This is a genomic window from Halomonas shantousis (assembly GCF_054654615.1).
The window spans coordinates 3,342,476-3,367,241 of sequence record NZ_BAAIER010000002.1 but is presented as its reverse complement, the minus strand read 5'-3'; the positions used below and the strand labels follow the sequence as shown (position 1 = coordinate 3,367,241).

At 64.4% G+C, this 24,766-nt stretch carries 23 protein-coding genes and 1 pseudogene; 21 read left to right on the top strand and 3 right to left on the bottom strand.

Annotated elements, in window-relative coordinates; genetic code table 11:
* The first annotated feature begins 3 nt into the window (after positions 1–3).
* Positions 4–1,326 (top strand): sodium ion-translocating decarboxylase subunit beta, encoded by a 1,323-nt coding sequence (locus ACYQ12_RS15915; protein ID WP_459873635.1) that lies wholly within the window; start codon positions 4–6, stop codon positions 1,324–1,326.
* A 131-nt stretch (positions 1,327–1,457) separates the two neighbouring features.
* Here the strand turns inward: ACYQ12_RS15915 and ACYQ12_RS15910 are convergent, their stop codons facing one another.
* Positions 1,458–2,075, bottom strand: coding sequence for an IMPACT family protein (locus ACYQ12_RS15910; RefSeq protein ID WP_459873633.1), 618 nt, complete (start codon positions 2,073–2,075; stop codon positions 1,458–1,460).
* Entirely contained in the window at positions 2,075–2,551 is a 477-nt protein-coding gene (locus ACYQ12_RS15905; RefSeq protein ID WP_459873631.1) for a LexA family protein, read from the bottom strand. The genes ACYQ12_RS15910 and ACYQ12_RS15905 overlap by 1 nt, the downstream gene beginning before the upstream one ends.
* A gap of 205 nt (positions 2,552–2,756) precedes the next feature.
* Here ACYQ12_RS15905 and ccmA point away from each other — a divergent pair, with 205 nt between their 5' ends.
* The 19 genes and pseudogenes from ccmA to ACYQ12_RS15810 all read left to right on the top strand — a co-directional run.
* Complete coding sequence (gene ccmA / locus ACYQ12_RS15900) at positions 2,757–3,443, top strand: cytochrome c biogenesis heme-transporting ATPase CcmA (RefSeq protein ID WP_459873629.1); 687 nt, start codon at positions 2,757–2,759, stop codon at positions 3,441–3,443.
* Positions 3,430–4,128, top strand: coding sequence for a heme exporter protein CcmB (ccmB, locus tag ACYQ12_RS15895; protein WP_459873627.1), 699 nt, complete (start codon positions 3,430–3,432; stop codon positions 4,126–4,128). The genes ccmA and ccmB overlap by 14 nt, the downstream gene beginning before the upstream one ends.
* A 10-nt stretch (positions 4,129–4,138) precedes the next feature.
* Positions 4,139–4,894, top strand: coding sequence for a heme ABC transporter permease (locus ACYQ12_RS15890; RefSeq protein ID WP_459873625.1), 756 nt, complete (start codon positions 4,139–4,141; stop codon positions 4,892–4,894).
* Positions 4,894–5,082 (top strand): heme exporter protein CcmD, encoded by a 189-nt coding sequence (gene ccmD / locus ACYQ12_RS15885; protein WP_459873623.1) that lies wholly within the window; start codon positions 4,894–4,896, stop codon positions 5,080–5,082. The genes ACYQ12_RS15890 and ccmD overlap by 1 nt, the downstream gene beginning before the upstream one ends.
* Positions 5,082–5,522: a cytochrome c maturation protein CcmE gene (gene ccmE, locus ACYQ12_RS15880; protein WP_459874535.1), complete on the top strand. Its 441-nt coding sequence runs from the start codon at positions 5,082–5,084 to the stop codon at positions 5,520–5,522. Before ccmD ends, ccmE begins: the two co-directional genes overlap by 1 nt.
* Positions 5,523–5,580: 58 nt before the next feature.
* Positions 5,581–7,578 (top strand): heme lyase CcmF/NrfE family subunit, encoded by a 1,998-nt coding sequence (locus ACYQ12_RS15875; protein WP_459873621.1) that lies wholly within the window; start codon positions 5,581–5,583, stop codon positions 7,576–7,578.
* Positions 7,575–8,102, top strand: coding sequence for a DsbE family thiol:disulfide interchange protein (locus ACYQ12_RS15870; RefSeq protein WP_459873619.1), 528 nt, complete (start codon positions 7,575–7,577; stop codon positions 8,100–8,102). The genes ACYQ12_RS15875 and ACYQ12_RS15870 overlap by 4 nt, the downstream gene beginning before the upstream one ends.
* On the top strand, positions 8,093–8,569 hold the full coding sequence (locus ACYQ12_RS15865; protein ID WP_459873617.1) for a cytochrome c-type biogenesis protein: 477 nt from the start codon (positions 8,093–8,095) through the stop codon (positions 8,567–8,569). The genes ACYQ12_RS15870 and ACYQ12_RS15865 overlap by 10 nt, the downstream gene beginning before the upstream one ends.
* Entirely contained in the window at positions 8,566–9,819 is a 1,254-nt protein-coding gene (ccmI, locus tag ACYQ12_RS15860) for a c-type cytochrome biogenesis protein CcmI (RefSeq protein WP_459873615.1), read from the top strand. Before ACYQ12_RS15865 ends, ccmI begins: the two co-directional genes overlap by 4 nt.
* A gap of 161 nt (positions 9,820–9,980) precedes the next feature.
* On the top strand, positions 9,981–13,490 hold the full coding sequence (gene smc / locus ACYQ12_RS15855) for a chromosome segregation protein SMC (protein ID WP_459873613.1): 3,510 nt from the start codon (positions 9,981–9,983) through the stop codon (positions 13,488–13,490).
* 246 nt (positions 13,491–13,736) lie between these two features.
* Complete coding sequence (gene zipA, locus ACYQ12_RS15850; RefSeq protein WP_459873608.1) at positions 13,737–15,020, top strand: cell division protein ZipA; 1,284 nt, start codon at positions 13,737–13,739, stop codon at positions 15,018–15,020.
* Positions 15,021–15,196: 176 nt separating this feature from the next.
* Positions 15,197–17,242: an NAD-dependent DNA ligase LigA gene (ligA, locus tag ACYQ12_RS15845; protein WP_459873606.1), complete on the top strand. Its 2,046-nt coding sequence runs from the start codon at positions 15,197–15,199 to the stop codon at positions 17,240–17,242.
* Complete coding sequence (locus ACYQ12_RS15840) at positions 17,239–17,505, top strand: YheU family protein (RefSeq protein ID WP_459873604.1); 267 nt, start codon at positions 17,239–17,241, stop codon at positions 17,503–17,505. Before ligA ends, ACYQ12_RS15840 begins: the two co-directional genes overlap by 4 nt.
* 356 nt (positions 17,506–17,861) lie before the next feature.
* Positions 17,862–19,583 (top strand): AMP-binding protein, encoded by a 1,722-nt coding sequence (locus ACYQ12_RS15835; RefSeq protein ID WP_459873602.1) that lies wholly within the window; start codon positions 17,862–17,864, stop codon positions 19,581–19,583.
* A 145-nt stretch (positions 19,584–19,728) separates the two neighbouring features.
* The gene (locus ACYQ12_RS15830; protein ID WP_459873600.1) at positions 19,729–20,136 is read left to right on the top strand and encodes a MerR family transcriptional regulator; all 408 of its coding nucleotides are present in this window, start codon (positions 19,729–19,731) and stop codon (positions 20,134–20,136) included.
* A gap of 96 nt (positions 20,137–20,232) precedes the next feature.
* Positions 20,233–20,559, top strand: a complete 327-nt coding sequence (locus ACYQ12_RS15825) for an antibiotic biosynthesis monooxygenase family protein (protein ID WP_459873598.1) — start codon at positions 20,233–20,235, stop codon at positions 20,557–20,559.
* Positions 20,537–20,851: an antibiotic biosynthesis monooxygenase family protein gene (locus ACYQ12_RS15820; RefSeq protein ID WP_459873596.1), complete on the top strand. Its 315-nt coding sequence runs from the start codon at positions 20,537–20,539 to the stop codon at positions 20,849–20,851. The genes ACYQ12_RS15825 and ACYQ12_RS15820 overlap by 23 nt, the downstream gene beginning before the upstream one ends.
* Before the next feature lie 140 nt (positions 20,852–20,991).
* On the top strand, positions 20,992–23,214 hold the full coding sequence (locus ACYQ12_RS15815; RefSeq protein ID WP_459873594.1) for an OsmC domain/YcaO domain-containing protein: 2,223 nt from the start codon (positions 20,992–20,994) through the stop codon (positions 23,212–23,214).
* A gap of 47 nt (positions 23,215–23,261) precedes the next feature.
* Positions 23,262–23,366, top strand: a pseudogene (locus ACYQ12_RS15810) (type II toxin-antitoxin system YoeB family toxin); the annotation flags it as partial.
* Positions 23,367–23,511: 145 nt separating this feature from the next.
* On the opposite strand, the gene ACYQ12_RS15805 reads toward ACYQ12_RS15810, so the two are convergent.
* The gene (locus ACYQ12_RS15805; RefSeq protein ID WP_459873592.1) at positions 23,512–23,955 is read right to left on the bottom strand and encodes a CBS domain-containing protein; all 444 of its coding nucleotides are present in this window, start codon (positions 23,953–23,955) and stop codon (positions 23,512–23,514) included.
* Positions 23,956–24,131: 176 nt separating this feature from the next.
* Between ACYQ12_RS15805 and ACYQ12_RS15800 the strand changes: the two genes are divergently transcribed.
* Positions 24,132–24,743, top strand: a complete 612-nt coding sequence (locus ACYQ12_RS15800; RefSeq protein WP_459873590.1) for a class I SAM-dependent methyltransferase — start codon at positions 24,132–24,134, stop codon at positions 24,741–24,743.
* The last annotated feature ends 23 nt before the right edge of the window (positions 24,744–24,766 follow it).

The window sequence follows — 24,766 nt, the reverse complement described above, 5'->3', positions numbered from 1 at the left end:
CTCATGGATAAGTTGCTCAGCCTCTGGCAGGGATCGGGGCTCTATAACCTGACGTGGGGGCAGGCGGTGATGATCGTCGTCGGTCTTCTCCTGCTCTATCTCGCGATCCGCAAGGGGTTCGAACCGCTGCTGCTGGTACCGATCGGCTTCGGCGGCATCCTGGCCAACATTCCGGAGGCCGGGCTGGCGCTGTCGGCCGCCGAACAGGCTGCCCATCTGGCGCGGCCCGCGGTGCTCGAACAGATGGCCGCGGCACTGCACGTGACGCTGGAGTCCGGGGCGCCCCTCGAGGCCTGGCGGCATACCCTGGCCGAGGTGCTGCATGGCGACACCTCACCGGCGCTGCTGCGGGCGGCGAGCGATGTGGCGATGGACGCCGGTTATGCCAATGGCATGCTCTACAACTTCTACAGCGTGGCGATCGCCTCGGGTATCGCGCCGCTGGTGATCTTCATGGGCGTCGGGGCGATGACCGACTTCGGCCCGTTGCTGGCCAATCCCAAGACCCTATTTCTGGGTGCCGCGGCCCAGTTCGGCATCTTCGCCACGCTGCTCGGCGCCGTGGGACTGTCCGCTGCCGGTGTCATGGATTTCACGCTGCAGCAGTCCGCAGCGATCGGCATCATCGGTGGAGCGGACGGGCCGACCTCGATCTATGTTTCCAGCCTGCTGGCGCCGGAGCTCCTGGGGGCGATCGCCGTGGCCTCCTACTCCTACATGGCACTGGTGCCGCTGATTCAGCCGCCGATCATGCGCGTCCTGACCAGCAAGGCCGAGCGTCGCATCGTCATGACCCAACTGCGGCCCGTCTCCAGGCTCGAGAAGATTCTCTTCCCGCTGGTGCTGTTGATTCTGGTGGTACTGTTCCTGCCCGATGCCGCGCCGCTGCTCGGCATGTTCTGCTTCGGCAACCTGATGCGCGAGTGCGGTGTGGTCGAACGGCTCTCCGACACCACGCAGAACGCCCTGATCAATATCACCACCATCTTCCTCGGCCTGTCGGTGGGCTCCAAGCTGGTTGCCGATCGTTTTTTGGCCGTGGAAACGCTAGGGATTCTCGGGCTGGGCGTGGTGGCGTTCGGTATCGGCACGGCGTGTGGTGTGCTGATGGCCAAGCTGATGAACCGCATGACGAAGGAGCCGATCAATCCGCTGATCGGCTCCGCCGGCGTCTCGGCGGTGCCCATGGCGGCTCGCGTGTCGAACAAGATCGGGCTGGAATACAATCCGCACAATTTCCTGCTCATGCATGCCATGGGCCCCAACGTGGCCGGGGTCATCGGCTCGGCGGTCGCAGCGGGGGTGATGATCAAATATCTGGGGTAAGGACACGTTTCGCCTGGCGTTGCCGTCGCTCGTGACGTCGCGTGGGGTCTTTTCCGTTGACGGTCTTTTCCGGTGAAGACCTTTTTGCCGATAAAGATCTTTTGCCGGTAGGGACTTTGCCGGGAGAGGCGTCACTCTTCCAGCAGAGTGATGCGCCCCTTGAGACGTGCTTCCAGGCCGCTCAGGTCGATATCGCGTTCGCGGGGCCAGGCGATGTGCAGTGTGACGCCGTCGCCGGCGTACTCGACGTGTTCGACACGCGCTTCCTGGGTCTCGAACCAGGTGCGGGCCTGGGCTTCGCCGGCGAAATCGACACGCACACGCAGCGGGCGGCGTTCGAGGTGATCGCGCCGGGGCAGCGTCTCGAGCGCCTGCAGGACCGCCTGGGTATAGGCGCGTACCAGCCCCCCGGTGCCGAGCTTGATGCCACCGAAATAGCGGATCACCACGCAGCCGATCTGGCCGATACCGGATCCTTCCAGTGCCTGATACATGGGACGACCAGCGGTGCCGCCAGGCTCGCCGTCATCGGAGAACCCGATGGCGATCTGCTCGCCGGGCGCCCCGGCGATGAAGGCCGAGCAGTGATGGCTGGCGCCGGGATGCGTCTTACGTGCCTGGGCGAGGAGGGTCTCGAAGTCCTCGGGATGGGGAGCGTGGCAAAACCAGGTGATGAAGCGGCTTCTGTCGATGCTCAGCTCGGCTTCGTGCCTGACGCCCGCAGAGAGGTCGGGAACGGGATAGCGCATCAGGCGGCGGCGTTGGGGGCGTGGCGCATCACGCCCATGACCAGCCCGAGCACCTGAACATCGTCGTTCTTGAGATAGATCGGCGGCATCGTCTCGTTGGCGGGCTGCAGGCGCACCCCCGACTTCTCGATGTAGAGTTTCTTCAGCGTGACTTCCTGATTGTTGATCAGGACCACCGCCGTCTCGCCGTTCTCGGCGGACTCGTAGCGCTCGATAATGATGATGTCGCCATCGAAAATGTTGCTGTCGATCATGGAATCGCCACGTACGCGCAAGGCGTAGGTGTTACGACGTACCATTCGTGATGGAATACGTACGGTGACATTGTCGGGGCAGGCTTCCATCGGCAAGCCCGCCGCCACCTGACCGAGCAGGGGGACCTCGACCAGGTCCGTGGCGTCGACTTCCTCCCAGGCACTTTCGGATAGTGGCAGGTTCGGCAGGCGATGCAGATAGTGCGGCGTGTCTTGCAGCATGGATCTCTCCTCGGGATGAGACGCGAGCTCTGGCGCGACACTGGGCATCATATCAAGCCTTCCTGTGGCGGCAAGTCTGGTTTCGTCCAGTGGCGTGAAATGTCCGCCAGCCGTGGCCTGCGACGGGTAGACGCAGCAGGCGAAATTGGCAGGGGATGGCTTTGCGTGTAGAGTTCCGGCCTGATTGACAGGGGTGAAAAGCGGTATGGATGGTGCGGTGACGGTCAGCCTGGAGACACGAAAGCTGGGGTGCGAGCGCGACGATCGCTGGCTCTTTCGCGACCTGGACATCACGGTCGGCGGTGGCGAAATCGTCCGTATCGAAGGTCCCAACGGCAGTGGCAAGACCACGCTGCTGAAGATCCTTTCCGGACAGCTCGGCGACCACGAAGGCGAGCTGTTCTGGCAGGGCCGGCCGATGCGCAAGGCGCGTGGTGATTTTCTGGGTAATCTGCTGTATCTGGGGCACGCACCGGGCATCAAGGCGGCGCTGACGCCTCTGGAGAATCTCGCCTGGTACCAGGCCCTGGCCGGCGAGCGAGGCGATGAGGCCGCACGTTTCGCGGCGCTGGCCGGCGTCGGCCTGCGTGGTTTCGAGGACATGCCCGTCCAGCAGCTGTCCGCCGGTCAGCAGCGTCGCGTGGCGCTGGCCCGGCTCGATCTGATTCCCCGTCCGCTGTGGATACTCGATGAGCCGTTCACCGCTATCGACAAGGATGGCGTCGCTGCACTGGAGCAGCGTCTGCTGCGCCACGCCCGTGAGGGAGGTAGTGTTCTGCTGACCACGCATCATGACCTGGCGCCGCTGGGCGATATCCGCCGCGTAGGCCTGGGCCGCCAGGGCAAGGGGCCGCGTGTGGATCGGGACGAGGTCGCCGATGCCATCGAGTGAACCAAAGGACGGCCTGGCGGTCGCATTGGCGGCAACCGTGAAGCGCGATCTGACGCTGATGCTGCGCCGCCGCAGCGAGGTCATGAATCCGCTGGTCTTTTTCGCCCTGGTGATCACGCTGTTCCCGCTGGGCATCGCGCCGGAACCGCAATTGCTGGCGACCATCGCGCCGGGGTTGCTGTGGGTTGCGGCGCTGCTGGCCACATTACTGTCGCTGGATTCCCTGTTTCGTGCCGACTTCGATGATGGCAGTCTGGAACAGATGCTGCTTTCGCCGCAGCCGCTGGCGGTACTGGCACTGGCCAAGGTCGCGGTGCACTGGCTGCTGACCGGACTGCCGCTGGCCCTGATGGCGCCGCTGTTGGGTATCCTGCTGTCGCTGCCGACGGGAAGCTACGTGGCACTGGCCGTCTCGCTGGCCCTGGGCAGCGCCACCCTGAGCCTGATCGGGGCGATCGGCGCGGCGCTGACGGTGGGCCTCACCCGGGGCGGGGTACTGCTGTCGCTGCTGGTGCTGCCGCTGTACATTCCGGTGCTGATCTTCGGTGCCGGTGCGGTGCAGGCAGCGATTCTCGGCATGAGCGTCGCGCCTTATCTGGCCATTCTCGGTGCGCTGCTGGCTGTCGCACTTGCGCTTTCGCCCTGGGCCATTGCCGCGGCGCTGCGCATCAGTATCAACGGTTGAGGACATAACGGTGTGGGCCTTTTTCCATAAGCTGGGATCCCCCAAGTGGTTTTACGCGATCAGCGGACGCTGGCAGCCCTGGTTCTGGACGGCAGCGGTGCTGCTGCTGACGGTCGGCAGCGTCTGGAGCCTTGCCTTCGCACCCGCCGACTACCAGCAGGGCAACAGTTTCCGCATCATTTACGTTCACGTACCGGCGGCGATCCTGGCCCAGTCGTGCTTCATGCTGCTGGCCGTGGCCGGTGTCATCCATCTGGTATGGAAGATCAAGCTGGCCGACATGGTCGCGACGGTTGTGGCACCGTTCGGGGCGGTGATGACCTTCATCGCGCTGTTTTCCGGGGCCGTGTGGGGCGTGCCCACCTGGGGAACCTGGTGGGTCTGGGACGCACGCCTGACCTCGATGCTGATCCAGCTGTTCCTGTATCTGGGGGTGATCGCGCTGCGTGGCGCCTTTGCCAGCCGCGACAGCGGCGCGCGTGCCGCTTCCATCCTGGCCATCGTCGGCGTGGTCAACATTCCGATCATCAAGTACTCGGTCGAATGGTGGAATACGCTCCATCAGCCGGCCACCTTTACCCTGACCGAGCGCCCGGGCATGCCCAGCGAGATGTGGCTGCCGCTGCTGGTCATGGTCGTGGGGTTCTATTGCTTCTTCGTGGCGCTGACCCTGATGCGTACACGCAATGAAATTCTCAAGCGCGAATCCCGGGCTCGCTGGGTGCGTGAACTGGCCGACGGATCGGCTGACAAGAGGGCGCAGTGATGGCTTTCGAGTCGTTTTCCCAACTGGTGGCGATGGGGGGGCATGCTTCCTATGTCTGGAGCGCCTGGGGACTGAGTGCAGGCCTGCTGGTTGCCAGCGTGGTCCATGCCCGTCTCGAGCGCCGTCGCCTGATCCGTGACCTGCAGCGGCGCAATCGTCGCGAGCACAGCCTGAACGAGAAGACATGATGAAGCCCAAACGCAAGCAACGCCTGTATATCCTGCTGGGGCTGATTGCTCTGGCGGCCATCGCCGTGGGGCTGACCCTTTACGCCCTGCGCTCGAACATCAACCTGTTCTTCACGCCAGAACAGATCGCCGCTGGCGAGGCGCCCCAGGGACGCACGCTACGGGCGGGCGGTATGGTCAAGGAAGGCAGCGTGCAGCGTGACGCCGAGAGCCTCGACGTCTCGTTCGTGGTGACGGATTATCACAACGATCTCACGGTACGCTACAGCGGCATTCTGCCGGACCTGTTCCGCGAAGGGCAGGGCGTCGTCGTGGTCGGGCGGCTCGAGCATGATCTGCTGCGCGCGGATCAGGTGCTGGCCAAGCACGACGAGAATTACATGCCGCCCGAGGTGGCCGAGGCCATGAAGGGCAAGATGCCGCACGATGCCGTCGAATAACTCGAGGCCAGCCGACGGCCATCGCTGAGATGGTCGCCAAACGAAACGTGGAACCGCCATGCTGACGAGAATTCTCCCCGAACTCGGCCATTTCGCGCTGATCATCGCGCTGGGCCTGGCCTGTCTGCAGGCCGTCGTGCCCCTTGCCGGTGCCGCCACGCGTCGACCGTTGTGGATCGCCTTCGCCCAGCCCATGGCATGGGGGCAGTTCGCCTTCCTGCTGGTGGCTTACCTATGCCTGACGGGCAGTTTCCTGCTCGACGATTTCAGCGTGGCCTATGTCGCCAACAACTCCAACTCGATGCTGCCCTGGTACTACAAGTTCAGTGCCGTGTGGGGCAGCCATGAAGGGTCGGTGCTGCTGTGGAGCCTGATGCTCGGCGGCTGGGGGTTCGCGGTGAGCCTGTACTCGCGCAATCTGCCGCGTGACATGCTGGCCAGGGTGCTGGGCGTGATGGGGGTGGTCAGCGCCGGTTTCCTGCTGTTCATCATCATGACCTCCAACCCCTTCGAGCGTCTGCTGCCGGACATGCCCCAGGATGGCGGCGATCTCAATCCGCTGCTGCAGGACTTCGGCCTGGTGATTCACCCGCCGATGCTCTACATGGGCTATGTAGGCTTCTCGGTGGTCTTCGCCTTTGCCATGGCGGCGCTGCTCGGTGGACGCCTCGATGCTGCCTGGACGCGCTGGGCGCGTCCCTGGACCAATATCGCCTGGGCCTTCCTGACCGTGGGCATCGCGCTCGGCAGCTGGTGGGCCTACTACGAACTGGGCTGGGGCGGCTGGTGGTTCTGGGACCCGGTGGAAAACGCCTCGCTGCTACCCTGGCTGTGCGGCACGGCGCTGATCCATTCGCTGGCGGTCACCGAAAAGCGCGGTAGCTTCAAGAGCTGGACGGTGCTGCTGGCGATCTTCACTTTCTCGCTGTCGTTGCTGGGAACCTTCCTGGTGCGTTCCGGCGTGCTGACCTCGGTGCACGCCTTTGCCAACGATCCCTCGCGCGGTACTTTCATTCTGGTGCTGCTGGGGCTGACCGTAGGCGTCTCGCTGTTGATCTTCGCCCTGCGCGCGCCACGTGTCAGCAGCGTCGTCGGCTTCGGCTGGCTGTCTCGCGATGCCCTGCTGCTGATCAACAACATCATTCTGGTCATCATGACCGTGACCGTACTGCTGGGAACGATCTATCCGCTGCTGCTCGACGCACTGGATCTGGGCAAGATTAGTGTCGGCCCGCCGTACTTCAATGCTCTGTTCGTGCCGCTGACCACTCTGCTGTGTCTGTTCATGGGCCTGGGACCGGTCGCCCGCTGGAAGCAGATGGCCGGGCGCGAGCTGTTGCGCCGGCTGTGGGGTGCCGGCGTCGTGGCGCTGGTCATTGCCGTGTCGTTCCCGCTGCTCTACGACGGGGCCTGGAACCTGGCCGTGACCCTGGGCTTCGTGGCTGCGCTGTGGATCGTGCTGCCATTGCTGCGCGATCTTTTCGACAAGACGCGCACCGCCAAGTCGCGGCGGGCTGGGCTGGGCAGACTCTCGCTGTCGTACTGGGGTATGGTCGTCGGCCATCTGGGTCTCGCCGTGACCATCGTCGGGGTGACCATGGTGTCGAACTATGCTCTCGAGCGTAACGTGCGTCTGGCGCCGGGCGAGCAGGTCGAGGTGGGAGGCTTCACCTTCACCATGACGGGTCTCGGCGAGCGACGCGGCCCTAACTTCGTTGCCGACACGGCGACGGTGGAAGTCTCGCGCGACGGCCGGGCCGTCACCACCATGCATCCCGAGAAGCGTCTCTATCTGGCGCGCGGCATGCCGATGACCGATGTGGCGCTGCGTCCGGGGTTGCTGCGGGACCTCTACGTGGCGATGGGGGAGGATCTGGGCAATGGCGCCTGGGCCATGCGCATCCAGGTCAAGCCGTTCGTACGCTGGCTATGGCTGGGGGCGCTGTTCATGGCCGCGGGCGGCATTCTGGCCGTGCTCGATCGCCGCTACCGGCGCCAGCGTCGCGAGGCGACGTCGCCGGCCACCCTGCAGGCGACGCGGGAGGTGCACGCATGAAGCGCCGACTGTTGCTGCTCATCCCTCTGCTGCTTTTCGTGATCCTGGGGATATTTCTCTACCGTGGCCTGGCGCTGGACCCCAGCGCCCGCGACTCGGCGTTGCTGGCGCGTGAGTTCCCGGCCTTCACCCTGTCCACCCTCGCGGATCCCGAGGCGCGTGTCGACGAATCGCTGCTTGAAGGGCAGGTCACCCTGGTCAATGTCTGGGGGGAGTGGTGTCCGACCTGTAAGCAGGAGATGCCCCAGCTGCTCGAGCTTGCCGGGCGCGGCGTGCGCCTGGTCGGCGTGGACTACAAGGACACACGCGAGAAGGGGCGTGAGTTCCTCGAGGAGTTCGGCAACCCCTTCGAACTCAACGTCTTCGATCCCGACGGGTCGCTGGGCTTCGATCTTGGCGTGTACGGTGCACCGGAAACCTTCCTGGTCGATGCCGAGGGCATCATCCGCTATCACCACACCGGCTACATCGCGCCCGAGGACGTCGAGCAAGTGATTCTCCCCGAGGTACGCAAATGGCAATGATGTCCCGTATCGGCCTGCTTCTGCTGACGCTGCTGGTCACGTGTCCGGCCCTGGCGGCCATCGAGGTGCGCCAGTTCGACGACCCCGTGCTCGCGCAGCGCTACGAGGATCTCACCGAGTCGCTGCGTTGCCCGAAATGCGAGAACCAGGCGATCGGCGATTCCAACTCGCCGATCGCCGCCGACATGCGTGAACGGGTGGCGGCGCAGCTGCAGGAAGGTCGCTCCGATCGCGAGATCCAGGACTACATGATCCAGCGCTTCGGCGACTATGTGCTCTACAACCCGCGTCTCAGCGAGCGTACCTGGCTATTGTGGGGCCTGCCCGCCGGGCTGGTTCTGCTGGGAGCGCTGCTCATCGCCTTCATCGTGCGCCTGCGCCGCAACGCGCATGTGCGCGCCCTTTCCGACGAAGAGCGCGCCCGCCTCGATGCCCTTATCGATCAGCATCGCGAGAGGACCGAATGAATCTGCTCTGGTTGGGTATCGCCCTGTTGTTATTGCCGGCCCTGTGGCTGGTGTTGCTGCCCCTGCGGCGTGCCGGGCACGTGCGTGACGAGATTCAGGCCTTCGAGAGCCGGGAGCTGAACGACGCGGACAACGTGGCCGTCTATCGTCAGCGCCTCGCTGCGCTGGAGGCGGCACTGGCCGACGGGCAGATCGATCAGGCCCGCTTCGACGAGGACCGGCTCGAACTCGATCGCAGCCTGCTCGAGGATACCGAGGCCGCCCGGCGCAAGCCGCTCAAGCCGGCCAGGGCCGGACGTGTACTGGTGCCGCTGCTTCTGCTGGTGCTGGCAATCGGTAGCCTGTACGCCTACCAGCGCCTGGGTGCCGAAGGCGATCTGGCACTGTACGCCGCGCAGCAGGAGGTCATTCAGTCACCGCAGGGCTCGCTCAAGATGCTCATCGCGCGTTTCGAGCAGGAAGCCGAGCGCCAGCCCGACAATCCCAAGGTATGGCTGGCCCTGTTCCCGCTGTATCGCGATACCGGTGCGCTGGGCAAGGCCGGCGAGGCACTCGAGCATCTGATTGCGCTGGAAGGTCGCCATGCCGAACTGCTGGCGCAGCTGGCGCAGGTCCGCTTCTTCGACGCGAGGCGGACGCTGACCGATGACGTCAAGGCGCTGGTCGACGAGGCGCTGGCCAAGGATCCGCGCCAGCCCACGGTACTCAGCATGCTGGGCATCGAGGCCTTCGATCATGGCCGTTACGAACAGGCCATCGACTACTGGCGCCGTGCCGTGGCCGGGTTCGAGGACGAGGGTGCAGCCTCGGCGCTGCGTGAGGGCATCGCCGAGGCGCAGACCCGGCTTGGCATCGCGCCCCGGAGTGCGGAGGGCGAGGGCGAACAGGCGGTAACCGATGCTCGCGTGAGGGTTCATGTCTCGCTGGCCGAGTCGCTGCGTGATCAGGTGCCCGACGACGCGACGGTCTTCATCGTCGCCCGTGATGTCGAGGGCAAGCTGCCGCCGCTGGCCATCACCCAGGTGCCGGTATCGGAGTTGCCGCTCGAGGTGACGCTTGATGATGACGATGCCATGGCGCCCATGGCGCGGCTGTCCCAGGTCGAGCAGGTACGTCTGGTGGCACGGGTATCGGCATCCGGCCAGGCCACGCCGCGGCCGGGAGATCTCTACGGTGAGCATGCACCGGTTGCGGTGGGTGCGGGTGGCGACGCCCCGGTCGATGTCAAGATAGACCGCATCTACGAATAGCCATTCCTGTCGTCCGCTCCCGGGGGCGCTGAGCTTTCGGCCGCCCGCGCACCTTGGGGAACGCGGACGGCTTCGGTAGACTCCTCTGCGCTAACCTTTCGCGTCTGCCGGGTCGCCGGTCAGGCGCGGAACCGGTCGTTCAGAGGAATTCCATCCCCGACATGCGTCTCAAATCCATCAAACTGGTCGGTTTCAAGTCCTTCGTCGATGCCGTCACGGTGCCGTTCGACAGCAACATGACCGCCATCGTCGGGCCCAACGGGTGCGGCAAGTCCAACGTCATCGATGCCGTGCGCTGGGTGATGGGCGAGTCCTCGGCCAAGACGCTGCGCGGCGAGTCGATGACCGACGTCATCTTCAACGGCTCCACCGGTCGTCAGCCGGTCGGTCAGGCTTCCATCGAACTCATCTTCGACAACCGTGACGGCGGTCTCGGCGGGCCCTATGCCCAGTACGCCGAGATTGCCGTCAAGCGCGTGGTCACCCGGGACAGCCAGTCCAGTTACTTCTTCAACGGCCAGAAATGCCGGCGCCGCGATATCGCCGATCTGTTCATGGGGACGGGCCTGGGGCCACGCTCCTACGCCATCATCGGCCAGGGCATGATCTCGCGGCTGATCGAGGCGCGCCCCGAGGAGCTGCGCTCGACCCTCGAGGAAGCCGCCGGGATTTCCAAATACAAGGAACGGCGTCGCGAGACCGAGAACCGCATGCGCCGCACCCAGGAGAATCTGGAGCGCCTCGACGACATCCGCGAGGAGCTCGACAAGCAGCTCGAGCGCTTGAAGCGCCAGGCCGAGGCGGCACGGCGCTATCAGACGCTCAAGCAGCAGGAGTTTCGTCTGAAGGGAGAGCTGGCGCTGCTGCGTGGCCGGGCCTTGCGCGCCCAGCAGCGCGAACAGGAATCCCGGGTGCGCGAGTTCGAGACTCAGGTCGAGCGCGAGATTCTCGGCAGCCGACAGTGCGAGTCGCGGCTCGAGCAGGCGCGCCTCGAACACGACGAGATCAGCGAGCAGCTTGAGGCGCATCAGGCCCGCTTCTACGAGACGGGCGCGGCCATCGCACGACTCGAGCAGGCGCTGGAGCATGCCCGCGCACGGGACCGCCAGCTTGCCCAGGATCTCGAGGCGGCGCGGCGCGATCTGCTCGATCTCGATCGTCTGCTCGACGAGGACGGGGAGCGGCGCGCGGCACTCGACGAGCGCCTGGCGACGCTGGAGCCCGAACTCGAGGAGGCCGCCGAAGCCCTGGAATTGCTCGAGGCCGCTCTCGAAGAGGCCGAACAGCATACCGAGGCGACCCGCCAGGCGTGGGATCGCTTCAGCGAGCAGGACCGTAGCCTGACCCATGCCGCCGAACGCGATCAGGGTGAGATCCAGCGCCTCGAACGGGCGTTGTCGGAGCTGACTGCCCAGATGCAGCGCCGCCGCCAGCAGAAGCAAGAGCTGCCCGAGATGGATGAGCTGCGCGCCCGCCGCGACGAACTGCGCGAAGCGCTCGAGGTGTGCGATCTCGACCAGGAAGCGCTGGAGGCCCGCCGCCTCGAATACCAGCAGGCGCGCGAACGGGCGCAGGCGGAGATCGACGCCGCCGAGGCGGCCCGTGACGCGGATCGCCAGCGTCAGCACCGTCTGCAGGGTGAGCTGGCCTCGCTGCAGGCGCTGCTCGAGGCGGCCCTGGCGGAGGGCGACGAGCAGCTGGAGTCTCACCTCGAGACGCATGGCCTGTCGCGGCTGCCACGTCTGGCCGAGACCCTCGAAGCGAACGCGCCATGGGACGGTGCGACGGCCTGGGTGCTTGCCCCTTGGCTCAAGGCGCGTCTGGTCTCTCCGCAAGCGGCGCAGCAGGCGCTGACCACGCTACCGCGCGGCGAGCTGCCGCTGCTTGACGAAATGGCGCCGCCGCCGCCGCCGGGGAGCCTGGCCGAGCAGGTCAGGGGCGCCGGTGCCGCGTCCCATCTGCTGGGACATATCCAGTGTGCCGATACGCAGCAGCAGGCCTGGGAGCGCCTGGCGTCGCTGGCGCCGGGGGAGAGCGTCATCACGCCTGACGGCTTGTGGCTGGGGGCGGGCTGGGCGCGCCGGCGTGGCGCAGGCGAGACGGCTGACAGCATCATTGCCCAACGCCAGCGGCATGAACAGGCCGAGCGGGAGCTGGCCGGCTTCGATGAGCGCCTGGCCCGGCATGAGGAGGCGCTGGTGCGGGCCCGTGATGTCATGACCCATGCGGAGGCGGGGCTGGAACGGCTGCGCCTGGAAGAGCGCGAACTGGCTCAGCGTCGCCAGCAGTCGGCCACCCAGGAGGCCAGCCTCGCCAGCCGGCTCGAGCACGTCGACAGTCGTGCCCGCGACATCGACGAGGAACTGGCGCAACTGGCCGAGCGGCACGCAACGCAGGTGCTCGAGCTGGAAGCGGCCCGGGAGCGCTGGCAGGCCGCCATGAGCGATGTCGAGGCCAACAGTCAGGAACGCGAGACGCTGGAGCGCCACCGTCGCGAGGCGCAGGAGAGCCTGGCCCATCTGCGCACGCGGCTGTTGCCGGCGCGCGAGCATCAGCAGCGTCTGGCCCTGGAACATCAGCGTCTGGCTACCGAGCGCTCGGGCCTCGAGCAGCAGCGCTCGCGCAGCGACGATCAGCGCGCCCGCCTGGAAGAGAAATGTGCGCTACTCGAGGAGCAGCGCGAGACGCTGCGTGAACCGGAAGACGAGAGCCGAGAACAGCTCGATGAACTCCTGCATCGGCGCAGTCACGAGGAAGCCAGGCTGAACGCCTGTCGGGATCAGGCTCAGCGCCTCGCCGAGACGCTGCGCGAGACGGAGCAGAGCCGGCAGGCGCACGAGCGCAATATCGAAGCCGTCCGGGGCCAGCTGGAGGAGGGCCGCATGCAGGCCCAGGCGCTCAGGCTCAAGGCCGAGGCCCAGGACGAGCAGCTCGCCGAGCTCGGCTATGGCGAGCAGGGCCATGATGTCGAGGCCCTGCTCGAGGCGCTCGACCCCAACGCCACCGAGTCGGCCTGGCAGACGCGTCTGGAGGAGACCGCCGACAGGATCCGCCGCCTGGGGGCCATCAACCTCGCGGCCATCGAGGAGTACGATCAGCAGGCCGAGCGGCGCAACTATCTCGAGGCGCAGCACGCCGAACTCAGCGAAGCGCTCGAGACGCTCGAACGGGCGATCCGCAAGATCGATCAGGAAACGCGCACGCGCTTCAAGCAGACCTTCGATGAGGTCGATGCCGGGCTCCAGGCGTTGTTCCCCAAGGTGTTCGGCGGCGGAACGGCATGGCTGACGCTTACCGGCGACGATCTGCTGGAGACGGGCGTCGCGATCATGGCGCGCCCACCGGGCAAGAAGAACAGTACCATCCATCTGCTCTCGGGCGGGGAGAAGGCGCTGACTGCACTGTCGCTGGTGTTCGCCATCTTCCAGCTCAATCCGGCGCCATTCTGCATGCTCGACGAGGTCGACGCACCGCTCGACGATGCCAACGTGGGACGCTATGCCAGACTCGTCAAGGACATGTCGGAGTCGGTGCAGTTCATCTATATCACGCACAACAAGATCGCCATGGAGGCGGCCGAAAGGCTGATGGGCGTGACCATGCAGGAACCCGGCGTCTCCCGGCTCGTATCGGTGGGAGTGGAGGAGGCCGCGGCACTGGCCGAAGCCTGAGGAAGACAAGGATTCATAATCCCGTTACCAACACCCAACACAATATAACCAAGAGAGCCAGGGTTAACGGGGTTAGAATGAGGTAGGTTAAATGGGATTAAAGCAGGGAAAAACATCGCACTGATTAAGCCAAGAGAACTGCTTGACAATTAAAAAAAGTAGCTCATTTTTTGTTAATCGCGTTATGCTACTTATCAATGAGCATGTTTTCAGGCATGGCGCCATAGCGAACAGGCAACACATCCCATGGAATTACGAGAATGGTTGATCATTCTGGGGCTGGTTCTGGTCACGGTCATCGTCATTGACGGTGTGCGTCGCCTCCAGCGTCAGCGACGCGTTCCGCGGCTCGATCTGGCATCGGACGACAAGGTATCGGACGACATGGCAGCGGACGAAGCGCAGCCGACGGCGGCACTGGACGATCCCGAAGAAGCCGCTCGCGAGGCGGAAGTCAATTGGGAGCTGCCCAATGGCGGGGCACGTGTTGTCAGGCCTGCAACTTTCGCTCGGAACGAGCGCAAGGAACCGACACAGCCTGAGACGCCACGGCGTACCGAGCGTATTCCCGAAGACCAGCTCAAGCCGAGCGTCATCAAGCGGCGTGGCTTCAAGGATGCGATCCGCTCCCGCACCCAATGGCGCAGCGGCAGCCTGCGCGATGCCAAGCCGGCGGAGGCCGCGAGTGCGCCAGCGTCACCCGAGCCGAGCGCCTCGCCGAATCCGGCTCCGCTGCGCGCCGAGCGCGATACGCGATCCGACGTGACGGCTCGGGAGAGAGATCGAGAGCTAGAGAGGGAGAGAGGCGAGTATCAACGTCCCTCTGCCGCGAGCGCGGAGCGGAACACGTCTCCCGAGCGTGATGACATGGCCGAATCCCCCGTTCGCGTGCGGCGTGAATCCGAACCGGAGCCGGAATTCCAGCCGCAGACGGAATACGCGGTGGATGATGAAACGCAAGGGGCGGCGCTGGAGGAGGACTTCGAGCCGGCACCGCGCCATGACGTCGTCACCCAGCATCCCGCCGTGGAGCGGGCCAAGCGCCACCACGTCAGCGCGGCACGCGCCCGCGAAACGCTGGCCGATGCCGAAGAGGTCATCGTCATCAGCGTGCTGTCACGCAACGAGGAGGGCTTCCCCGGGCCAACGCTGCTGCATCTGATGCTGGCGTGTGGGCTGCGTTACAGTGAAATGGGGATTTTCCACCGTTACGAGACCGAAGCCGAAGACAGCGAACTGCAGTTCTCGATGGTCAACGTGCTCAAGCCGGGCGTCTTCGATCTCGACGCCATGGACGAGGGGTTCTCCACACCGGGCGTGACCTTCCTGATGCCCCTGCCCGGCGCCCATGACACGGCGGCGGCGTTCGAGGCGATGATCGAGACGGCGATGGTGCTGGTGCGCAATCTCGGCGGCGAACTCAAGGATGAAAACCGCAGTGTCATGACGGCGCAGACCATCGAGTTCGCCCGTCAGCGGGTCCAGGAGTTCGAGCGTCGCCATCGCCTGCATCGCTATCAGGCCAACTGAGCGCTTTCAAGCAGGACGCTTCAGGCAAGCAAGACAGCGGCGCAGCATGGACGGGGGCTTCGGCCCCCGTCGTCGTTGATGGACGGCGGGGATATGGCGCGACGGTGGGTTTGGCTACAATGAGCCATTCCGTGACATGCCCAGCGAACCCATCGATGCAGAGCCCCCGACTCGCCATGAGCCAGATTCCCCAGGATGTCCTTGATGAAACCGCCAAGCTGCGCGCCGAGCTGCTGGAGGCCAATCATCGCTACTATATCCTCGATGATCCGACCCTGACCGATATCGATTACGATCGTCGGCTGCGTCGCCTGCAGGCGCTGGAGGCCGCCTATCCCGATATCGTCACGCCCGACTCGCCAACGCAGCGTATCGGGGCGCCATTGGTGGGAGGCTTTCCCGAAATCCGCCACGCCGTGCCCATGCTGTCGCTGGACAACGCCTTCGATGATGAGGAGCTTTGCGCGTTCGTCAGGCGTGTCAGCGACAAGCTGGAGAGTCGTGACGAGGATATCGCCTTTTGCTGCGAGCCCAAGCTCGATGGTCTGGCCGTTTCGCTGGTGTATGAAAATGGCGTACTGATTCAGGGGGCGACACGCGGCGATGGCCGCACCGGCGAAGGCATCACCGCGAACCTGCGCACGCTGCCCTCGGTGCCCCTGCGACTGCGGGGTACGGCCTTACCCGAGCTGCTCGAAGTGCGCGGTGAGGTCTACATGAACCACTCGGGGTTCGAGCGGTTGAATGCCCGTAACCGCGAAGAGGGTGCGAAGCCCTTCGCCAACCCGCGCAATGCGGCTGCAGGCAGCCTGCGTCAGCTGGATCCGCAGATCACCGCAACGCGTCCGCTGGAGTTCTGCGCCTACCAGGTGGCGCGCATCGATGAGACCTTTCAGCAGCCGTCGCACTCGGCGCTGATGTCGCGGCTGCGTGACTTCGGCTTTCGTACCAGCCCCGAGCTGGATGTGGTGCAGGGTAGCGAAGGCGTGATCGGCTTCTGCCAACGCCTCGGCGAGCGCCGCGAGACGCTCGACTACGATATCGACGGTGCCGTGCTCAAGGTCGACGACCTGCGCGATCAGCGCGAACTCGGCTTCGTCTCGCGAGCGCCGCGCTGGGCGATCGCCTTCAAGTTCCCCGCCCAGGAGCAGACCACGGTAATCAATGACGTCGTCTTCCAGGTCGGGCGCACCGGCAAGCTGACCCCGGTCGCCAAGCTGGAACCGGTGCCCGTCGCCGGGGTGACGGTATCCAACGCCTCGCTGCACAACATGGACGAGATCGCGCGCCTTGGCGTGTGCATCGGCGATACCGTCATCGTCCGGCGTGCCGGCGACGTGATTCCGCAGATCGTCGGCGTGGACAAGACCCAGCGGCCCGAGAACGTGCGCGCCATTCTGCTGCCCGAACACTGCCCGGTCTGCGGCTCGCTGGTGGAGCGGGTCGGCGAGGAGGTCGACGCACGCTGTTCGGGGGGGCTGTATTGCCCGGCACAGCGCAAGGAGGCCTTCAAGCACTTCGCCAGCCGGCGGGCCATGGATATCGATGGCCTCGGCGACAAGCTGATCGACCAGCTCGTCGAGCGTCAGTGGGTCGCCACTCCCGCCGATCTGTTCCGGCTCGAGGTGTCACGGCTTGCCGAGCTGCCACGCCTGGCCGAGAAGTCGGCCACCAATCTGGTCAACGCGCTCGAGCGAGCCAAGCATACTACGCTGGCGCGTTTCATCTATGCGCTGGGCATCGCCGAGGTCGGCGAGGCGACCGCCATCGCACTGGCGCAGCATTTCGGCTCGTTGAAGTCGCTGATGGCGGCGACGCTTGACGATCTGATCGCCGTCAGCGATATCGGACCGATCGTGGCCAGCCACATCCACACGTTCTTTCAGGAGACGCACAACCGCGACACCATCAACGATCTGATTGCGGTGGGCGTGCATTGGGAAGAGGTCGAGCGGGGCGAGCGCATCCAGCCGCTGGCGGGGCAGACCTGGGTGCTGACCGGCACGCTGGAAAGCATGACCCGCGACGAGGGCAAGGCGCGCCTGCAGGCGCTGGGCGCCAAGGTGTCGGGCAGCGTGTCGAAGAAGACCGCCTGCGTGGTCGCGGGACCCGGAGCGGGAAGCAAGCTGGAAAAAGCCGGCCAGCTTGGCGTCGAGGTGATCGACGAGGCGCAGTTTCTCGAGCGTCTGGCTCAACTCGAAAACGAGGAGGAGGCACCATGAGCGGTCGCTTCGTCGAAATACCCTACCGCATGCTGCCCGAAGAGACGCTGGAGGCGCTGCTCGAGGCGTTCGTCACTCGCCAGGGCTATGACACCACCGACATCGGAGAAGGCATGCGTGGCTGGGTTAGCCAGCTACGCCGCCAGCTCGAACGCGGTGAGCTGCTTATCGTCCACGACCTGCAGACCGAATCCACCGAGGTGATGACGCTGCCCCAGTGGCGCGCCTTCGGCCGTGACATCGCCGACGACGAAGAGGACTGAATTCCCGGATTGGCTCCTGCGCGCTTCACGCCAGCAGCGCCCCGTGACGCATCCCGCCCGGAAGCGTCACGGGGCGTTTTTGCTGGAAGAAAGGTTTACGAGAGCGGCGCGCCTGCTTATCTTTACGTAAACGTCAATGGTGCCTATTCTAACCCCATCTTTCCCGGGAGGACGGCACGGCGAGTCCTGCCGTACGGGATGGGTCGCGCAGTGCCTCTTTTCACGGAACCGCGAAGCGGTCGGGCCCGGACCCGGCACCCGCAAGCATGAAGGGCCACGCTCGATGTCCGGCGTTATCCGGATCTGAGAGGGCCCGGCGAGCCAACGATTTGCCACAACAACAAACAGGTAAACCCATGACACGCCAAGCCACGACAACACCGCAAGCGCCGCTGCGGCGCGAACACCCCAGCTATGTCAGCGGTATCAGCGATCTGCCTCTCAAGGGGCAGACCATCGGCGACTGCTTCGACGAGACTGTCGCCCGCTATGCCGACCGCGAGGCGCTGATCAGCCGCCATCAGGGGCTGCGCTACACCTGGCGGGAATTGCAGAACGTGGTCGATCGCGCGGCCCGTGCGCTGCTTGCCATCGGCGTGGAAAAAGGCGACCGGGTGGGCATCTGGGCACCCAACTGCGCCGAGTGGACCATCACCCAGTTCGCCACCGCCAAGATCGGCGCGGTGCTGGTCAATATCAATCCCAGCTACCGCACCCACGAGCTCGACTATGCCCTCAGGCAATCGGGGACTTCCACGCTGGTGCTTCAGGGCGCCTTCAAGGCCTCGGATTACGTCGCCATGCTCGCCGAACTTGTTCCGGAGCTCGACGCGGCATCCCCGGCGGAGCTCGACAGCGCGCGCCTGCCCGCGTTAAAGCGCGTCGTCTGCCTGGACGCCGCCCTTACCCGCTCGGGCATGCTGACCTGGGAGGCGCTGCTATCACGAGCCGATGAAGTCGATGCCGGCCGACTGGCGGCACTCCAGGCCACGCTGCAGTTCGACGAACCCATCAACATCCAGTACACCTCGGGCACCACCGGCGCGCCCAAGGGGGCGACGCTCTCCCATCACAACATTCTCAACAACGGCTTCTTCGTCGGTGAACGCATCGGTCTGACCGGCGAGGACCGCATGGTGATTCCGGTGCCGCTCTATCACTGCTTCGGCATGGTGATGGGCAACCTGGGCTGCATGACGCATGGCGCGGCGATGATCTACCCAGGCGACGGCTTCGATCCGCTGGCGACCCTGCAGGCGGTCAGCGAGGAGCGTGGCACGGCGCTCTACGGTGTGCCGACGATGTTCATTGCCGAACTCGAGCATCCCGATTTCGCCCAGTTCGACCTGAGTTCGCTGCGTACCGGTATCATGGCGGGATCGATCTGCCCCATCGAGGTGATGCGTCAGGTCATCGACAAGATGCACATGCGCGAGGTCAGCATCTGCTACGGCATGACCGAGACCAGTCCGGTAAGCCTGCAGACCCAGACCGATGCGCCGCTCGACAAGCGGGTGACGACGGTGGGGACCATCCATCCCCATACCGAGGTCAAGCTGGTCGACCCTTCGACGGGCGCGCTGGTGGCGCGGGGCGAGAAAGGCGAACTGTGCACGCGCGGCTACAGCGTCATGCTCGGCTACTGGGACAACCCTGACGCCACCGACAAGGCCATCGATGGCGCCGGCTGGATGCATACCGGCGACCTGGCCACCATGGACGAGGATGGGTACGTGGCGATCGTCGGACGCATCAAGGACATGATCATCCGCGGCGGCGAGAACATCTACCCGCGCGAGATCGAGGACTTTCTGTACACCCATCCGGCAATTTCCGACGTGCAGGTGATCGGCGTGCCGGACGAGAAGTACGGCGAGGAGGTGATGGCCTGGGTCAAGCGGGTCGAGGGCGAGAGTCTCGACGAGGCGGAGCTGCGCGAGTTCTGCCAGGGGCGGATCGCCCACTACAAGGTGCCGCGCTACGTGAAGTTCGTCGACGCCTTCCCGATGACCGTCACCGGCAAGATCCAGAAGTTCAAGATGCGCGAGACGTCCATCCACGAATTGGGGCTGAACTAGCTAAGGCGCAATGGCCGGGGCATGGCGCGAGGATGCCGGGCGCAGGCTTTACGTCAACGTCAGACAGGCGCTACCCTGACGCGCCCCGGCCGGGCAGATGCCCTGCGCCTGAACTCGGCCCCATGAATCCAGGAGATGCCGCCCGGTGAGCACGACCTACACGATTGGCGAACTCGCACAGCGTTTCAACATCACCACGCGCACCATCCGCTTCTACGAACAGGAAGGGCTGCTGGCGCCTGAACGAAACGGGCAGACCCGCATCTACCGGGACAAGGATCGCGTGCGCCTCAAGTTGACGTTGCGGGGCAAGCGCCTGGGCTTTTCGCTGGCCGAGATCCGCGAGGTCATCGATCTCTACGACACGGCGCAGAACGGCAGCGCCCGACAGCTCGAACGCATGCTCGACATCCTGGCGGAGAAGCGTGCCAACCTGCATCGCCAACTCGAGGACATTCGCATCATGCAGGGCGAGCTGGACGAGGTGGAACGGCGCTGCCGGGAGGCCCTGAGCGGGTTGGCAGCGGAAACGGAATCCAAGGCGAAGGGCTGAAACCCTTGCCCGCCGCTCGCCGTGCACGAGCGACTCCCGTTATCATTCCGGCGAATCACTTCCCCTTGATGTTGCGATCCTGCACTTATAGAACCCATGACAACAGCCAACACGCCTGAACCGCCATATTACGCCGTCATCTTCAGCAGCCATCGAACCGAGGGCGATCATGGCTATGCCGCCATGGCCGAACGCATGGTGGCGCTGGCTGCCACGCAACCAGGCTTTCTGGGCATCGAGTCCGCCCGGGAGGAACTGGGAAAGCGGGTTGGCAGCGGAAACGGAATCCAAGGCGAAGGGCTGAAACCCTTGCCCGCCGCTCGCCGTGCACGAGCGACTCCCGTTATCATTCCGGCAAATCACTTCCCCTTGATGTTGCGATCCTGCACTTATAGAACCCATGACAACAGCCAACACGCCTGAACCGCCATACTACGCCGTCATCTTCAGCAGCCATCGAACCGAGGGCGATCATGGCTATGCCGCCATGGCCGAACGCATGGTGGCGCTGGCCGCCACGCAACCAGGCTTTCTGGGCATCGAGTCCGCCCGGGAGGAACTGGGAATCACCGTGTCGTACTGGGCGAGCCTGGAGGCCATCCGGAACTGGAAGCGGCACGCCGAACATCTGCAAGCACAGCGCTTGGGCCACCGGCAGTGGTACAGCGATTTTCGGGTGCGCATCGCCCGGGTAGAACGGGAATACGGGATGTAGGCCGGGCGGGAGGCCTGGGCCGGCGCGGAACCGGGTGTTGCCCGATTTTTCGCCACCCCCAAGACGCCGGGCGGCAAAATCGGGATAATGGCCGGCCATATCCCAAGACTCCCCGAAAGCCATCAACCCGGCTCCCGCTTATGGAAATCAAGGTCAACTATCTCGAGAACCTGCGTCAGGAAGCCAGGTTCGACGACTTCACCGTCATCACCGATCAGCCGATCCGCTACAAGGGAGATGGCTCCGCCCCGGGCCCGTTCGACTACTTCCTGGCCTCGTCGGCACTCTGCGCCGCCTACTTCGTGCGGGTGTACTGCAACGCGCGGGACATCCCCACCGAGAACATCCGCCTGTCGCAGAACAACATCGTCGATCCGGAAAACCGCTACAACCAGATCTTCCGCATCCAGATCGAGCTGCCCAACGATCTGTCCGACAAGGACCGCCAGGGCATCCTGCGCTCCATCGAGCGCTGCTCGGTCAAGCGGGTGATCCAGAACAATCCCGAGTTCCAGATCGAGGTGGTCGACAACATCGACGAGGACGCCCAGGCGCTGCTGATGGGGGGCGCGCATGTAAAAAACCGTGCCGAGGGCGAGAACACCTGGATCGAGGGCAAGGATCTGCCGCTGGAGCAGACCATCGCCAACATGACCGGCATCCTCGAGGCTCTCGGCATGAAGATCGAGATCGCCTCGTGGCGCAACATCGTGCCGCACGTCTGGTCGCTGCACATTCGCGATGCCGCCTCGCCGATGTGCTTCACCAACGGCAAGGGCTCCACCAAGGCAGCCGCGCTGTGCTCGGCGCTGGGCGAGTTCATCGAGCGCCTCTCCTGCAACTTCTTCTACAACGATCAGTTCTTCGGTACGGAGATCGCCAGCAGTGAGTTCGTTCACTATCCCGACGAGCGGTGGTTCCAGCCGGGGCCGTTTGATGAACTGCCGGAAGGCATCCTGGACGATCACTGCCGGTCGATCTACGACCCGGACGGCGAGCTGCGCGGCTCGCACCTTTACGACACGAACTCCGGTCGGACGGATCGCGGCATCGTTGCCTTGCCCTTCGTGCGTCAGTCCGACGGCGAAACGGTCTACTTCCCCTCCAACCTGATCGAGAACCTCTACCTCAGCAACGGTATGAGCGCCGGCAATACGGTGGCCGAGGCGCAGGTGCAGTGCCTGTCGGAAATCTTCGAGCGGGCGGTGAAGAAGCAGATCATCGAAGACGAGATCGTACTGCCCGATGTCCCCGACGAGGTGCTGGCGAAGTACCCCGGCATCCGCGAAGGCATCGAGGCGCTGGAGGCCCAGGGCTTCCCGGTGCTGGTCAAGGACGCCTCCCTCGGCGGACAGTTCCCGGTGGCCTGCGTCACGCTGATGAACCCGCGTACCGGCGGCGTGTTCGCCTCGTTCGGCGCGCATCCCAGCCTGCAGGTGGCGCTGGAGCGCAGCCTCACCGAGTTGCTGCAAGGGCGCAGCTTCGAAGGGCTGAACGACCTGCCGCCACCTACCTTCAACTCCCAGGCGGTGGCCGAGCCGAACAACTTCGTCGAGCATTTCATCGACTCGTCGGGCGTGATCTCCTGGCGCTTCTTCAGCTCGCGTGCCGACGTCGAGTTCTGCGAGTGGGATTTCTCGGGCGCCGGTTCCAACGACAACGACGAGGAAGCGGCCCGGCTGTTCGGCATTCTCGAAGAGATGGGCCTGGAAGCCTACATGGCCGTTCACGAGGATCTGGGCGCGCCGGTGTGCCGTATCCTGGTGCCGGGCTATTCCGAGGTGTATCCCGTGGAGGATCTGGTCTGGGACAACACCAACATGGCGCTGGCCTTCCGCGAGGACATCCTCAACCTGCATTCGCTGGACGACGGGCAACTGGCCGACCTGCTCGTGCGCCTGGAGGAGAGCGAGCTCGACGAGCAGATGAAGATCGTCACCCTGATCGGCATCGAGTTCGACGACAACACCATCTGGTCCGAGCTCACCATCCTGGAACTGAAGCTGCTGATCGCCCTAGCGCTCGGGCAGCATGAAGAGGCGCTGGAGCGGGTCGAGATGTTCCTGCAGTTCAATGACAACACCGTCGCGCGCGGGTTGTTCTATCAGGCGATGCAGGCGGTGCTCGAAATCACCCTGAACGACGAGCTGGTACTGGATGATTACCTCCACAACCTCAAGCGCATGTTCGGCGAGGAGACCATGGACGCCGTGGTCGGCTCGGTGACCGGCGAGGTACGCTTTTACGGCCTGACGCCCACCAGCATGAAGCTGGAAGGCATCGACCGCCACCAGCGCCTGATCGAAAGCTACAGAAAGCTGCACGCGGCGCGTGCCGCCAGAGCGACCCCAGCCTCGGCCTGATCGTGGCTTTCGAGTGGAGAACGCTCCCGAGTCGGTTCCCCCGGCTCGGGGCATATTCACGCAGGATCAATATTCAGCACCGTCTCGTTTACCAAGTGCTTGACGAGGAGAGGACAATCAAAGTTCTCCGCTTATGGAGTCACTACGAATAATAACCTGACGTCCCAGTGTGCCTTTCTAGTGTGCCTTCTAAAGTAACCGTGGTTCACTTCTCTAACATTCGACAGAAGCCGTCCGATAGGGCGGCTTCTGGATTGAAGCGGTCAGCGGGAACGCGAGTCAAAAAGTGCTGTTGGCTCAGTCCTGTCCGTTGTCGAGCAACGCGACGGCCAGGCGCACGAAATCCGCGGAAGAGAGAATGCCGACGAGGCGCTCGTCGCCGTCCAGCACCGGCATGGCCCCCTGGCGATGTGCCAGCAGCTTTCTCCCGGCATCGGCAAGCGGCGTGTCGACCGACAGCGTGAGCACGTCCCTGGAAATGACCTCGGCGAGCGGTATCCGCCCCAGATGGTGACTCAAACGATGTGAGCCGTAGTTATCGGTGATTCGCAGCGCTTCCCGCAGCACGATTTTCTGATTGAGCAAGCCCGCCAAGTGACCTTGTTCGTCCAGCACCGGCAGGTGCCGTATCTTGTGCTCCCGCATGGCCTCGTTACCGTCATTGAGCGTCTGCTCGAGACGTAGCGTCACGATGTTGCGGATCATGATGTCGGCTACTACGACGGGAGTCTCTTGGGTCATGGGAATAAATCCTCGATCGAGTCGAATGGGGGGCGATGTTACGGTAGACCACGATGTATCTCTGCTCTTTATCGGCAGCGATTGGCCCGGGAACAGCCGGATGGCCGGATTTTTCGAGTTCTCGACATTGGCAAGCTTTTGCTCTGACGATTGATCGAGTCAACCAAGGAGCCGCGATGCGCAGTTTCATCTACGACACTTTTATCCTCAGGCTCACTTCCCGATGGTACGCGGAGGTGCTGAAGCGCGTGCCCGACGGTGCCGCGGTCCTGGATGTCGGTATTGGCACGGCAGGCGCGTTGTTGGCCAATGCCGAACGGATCAAGCGAAAGCGCCTGCGCGTTACCGGCATCGATATCGACGCCGACTACATAAAGCGCGCCCGGCGAAGGCTTACGGCGTCCGTACTGGCCGATTGTGCCGAGGTGCGTCTCGAATCGGTCTACGATCACCGCGGTGGGCCGTATGAAGCCGTCTACTTCTCGGCCAGCTTCATGCTCCTGCCCGAGCCTGACCGGGCGCTGCGGCATTGCTGCGAGCTTTTGCGCCCGGGCGGGCGGATATTCTTCACGCAAACCATTCAGACGCGGCCATCGCGCTGGATGGAGACGTTAAAGCCGGTATTGAAGCGTTTCACGAGCATCGATTTCGGTCGTGTGACTTACGAGGAAGACTTTAAATCCCAGCTCCACGGCGCGGGTCTGGAATTGGAAGAGTTCACCTTCCTGGCGCACCATGGCAGCCGAGCGTCGTGTCTTGCCGTGGCCAGGCCGGCTGGCGCGCACTAAAGTCACTGCCGACTGGATGAACG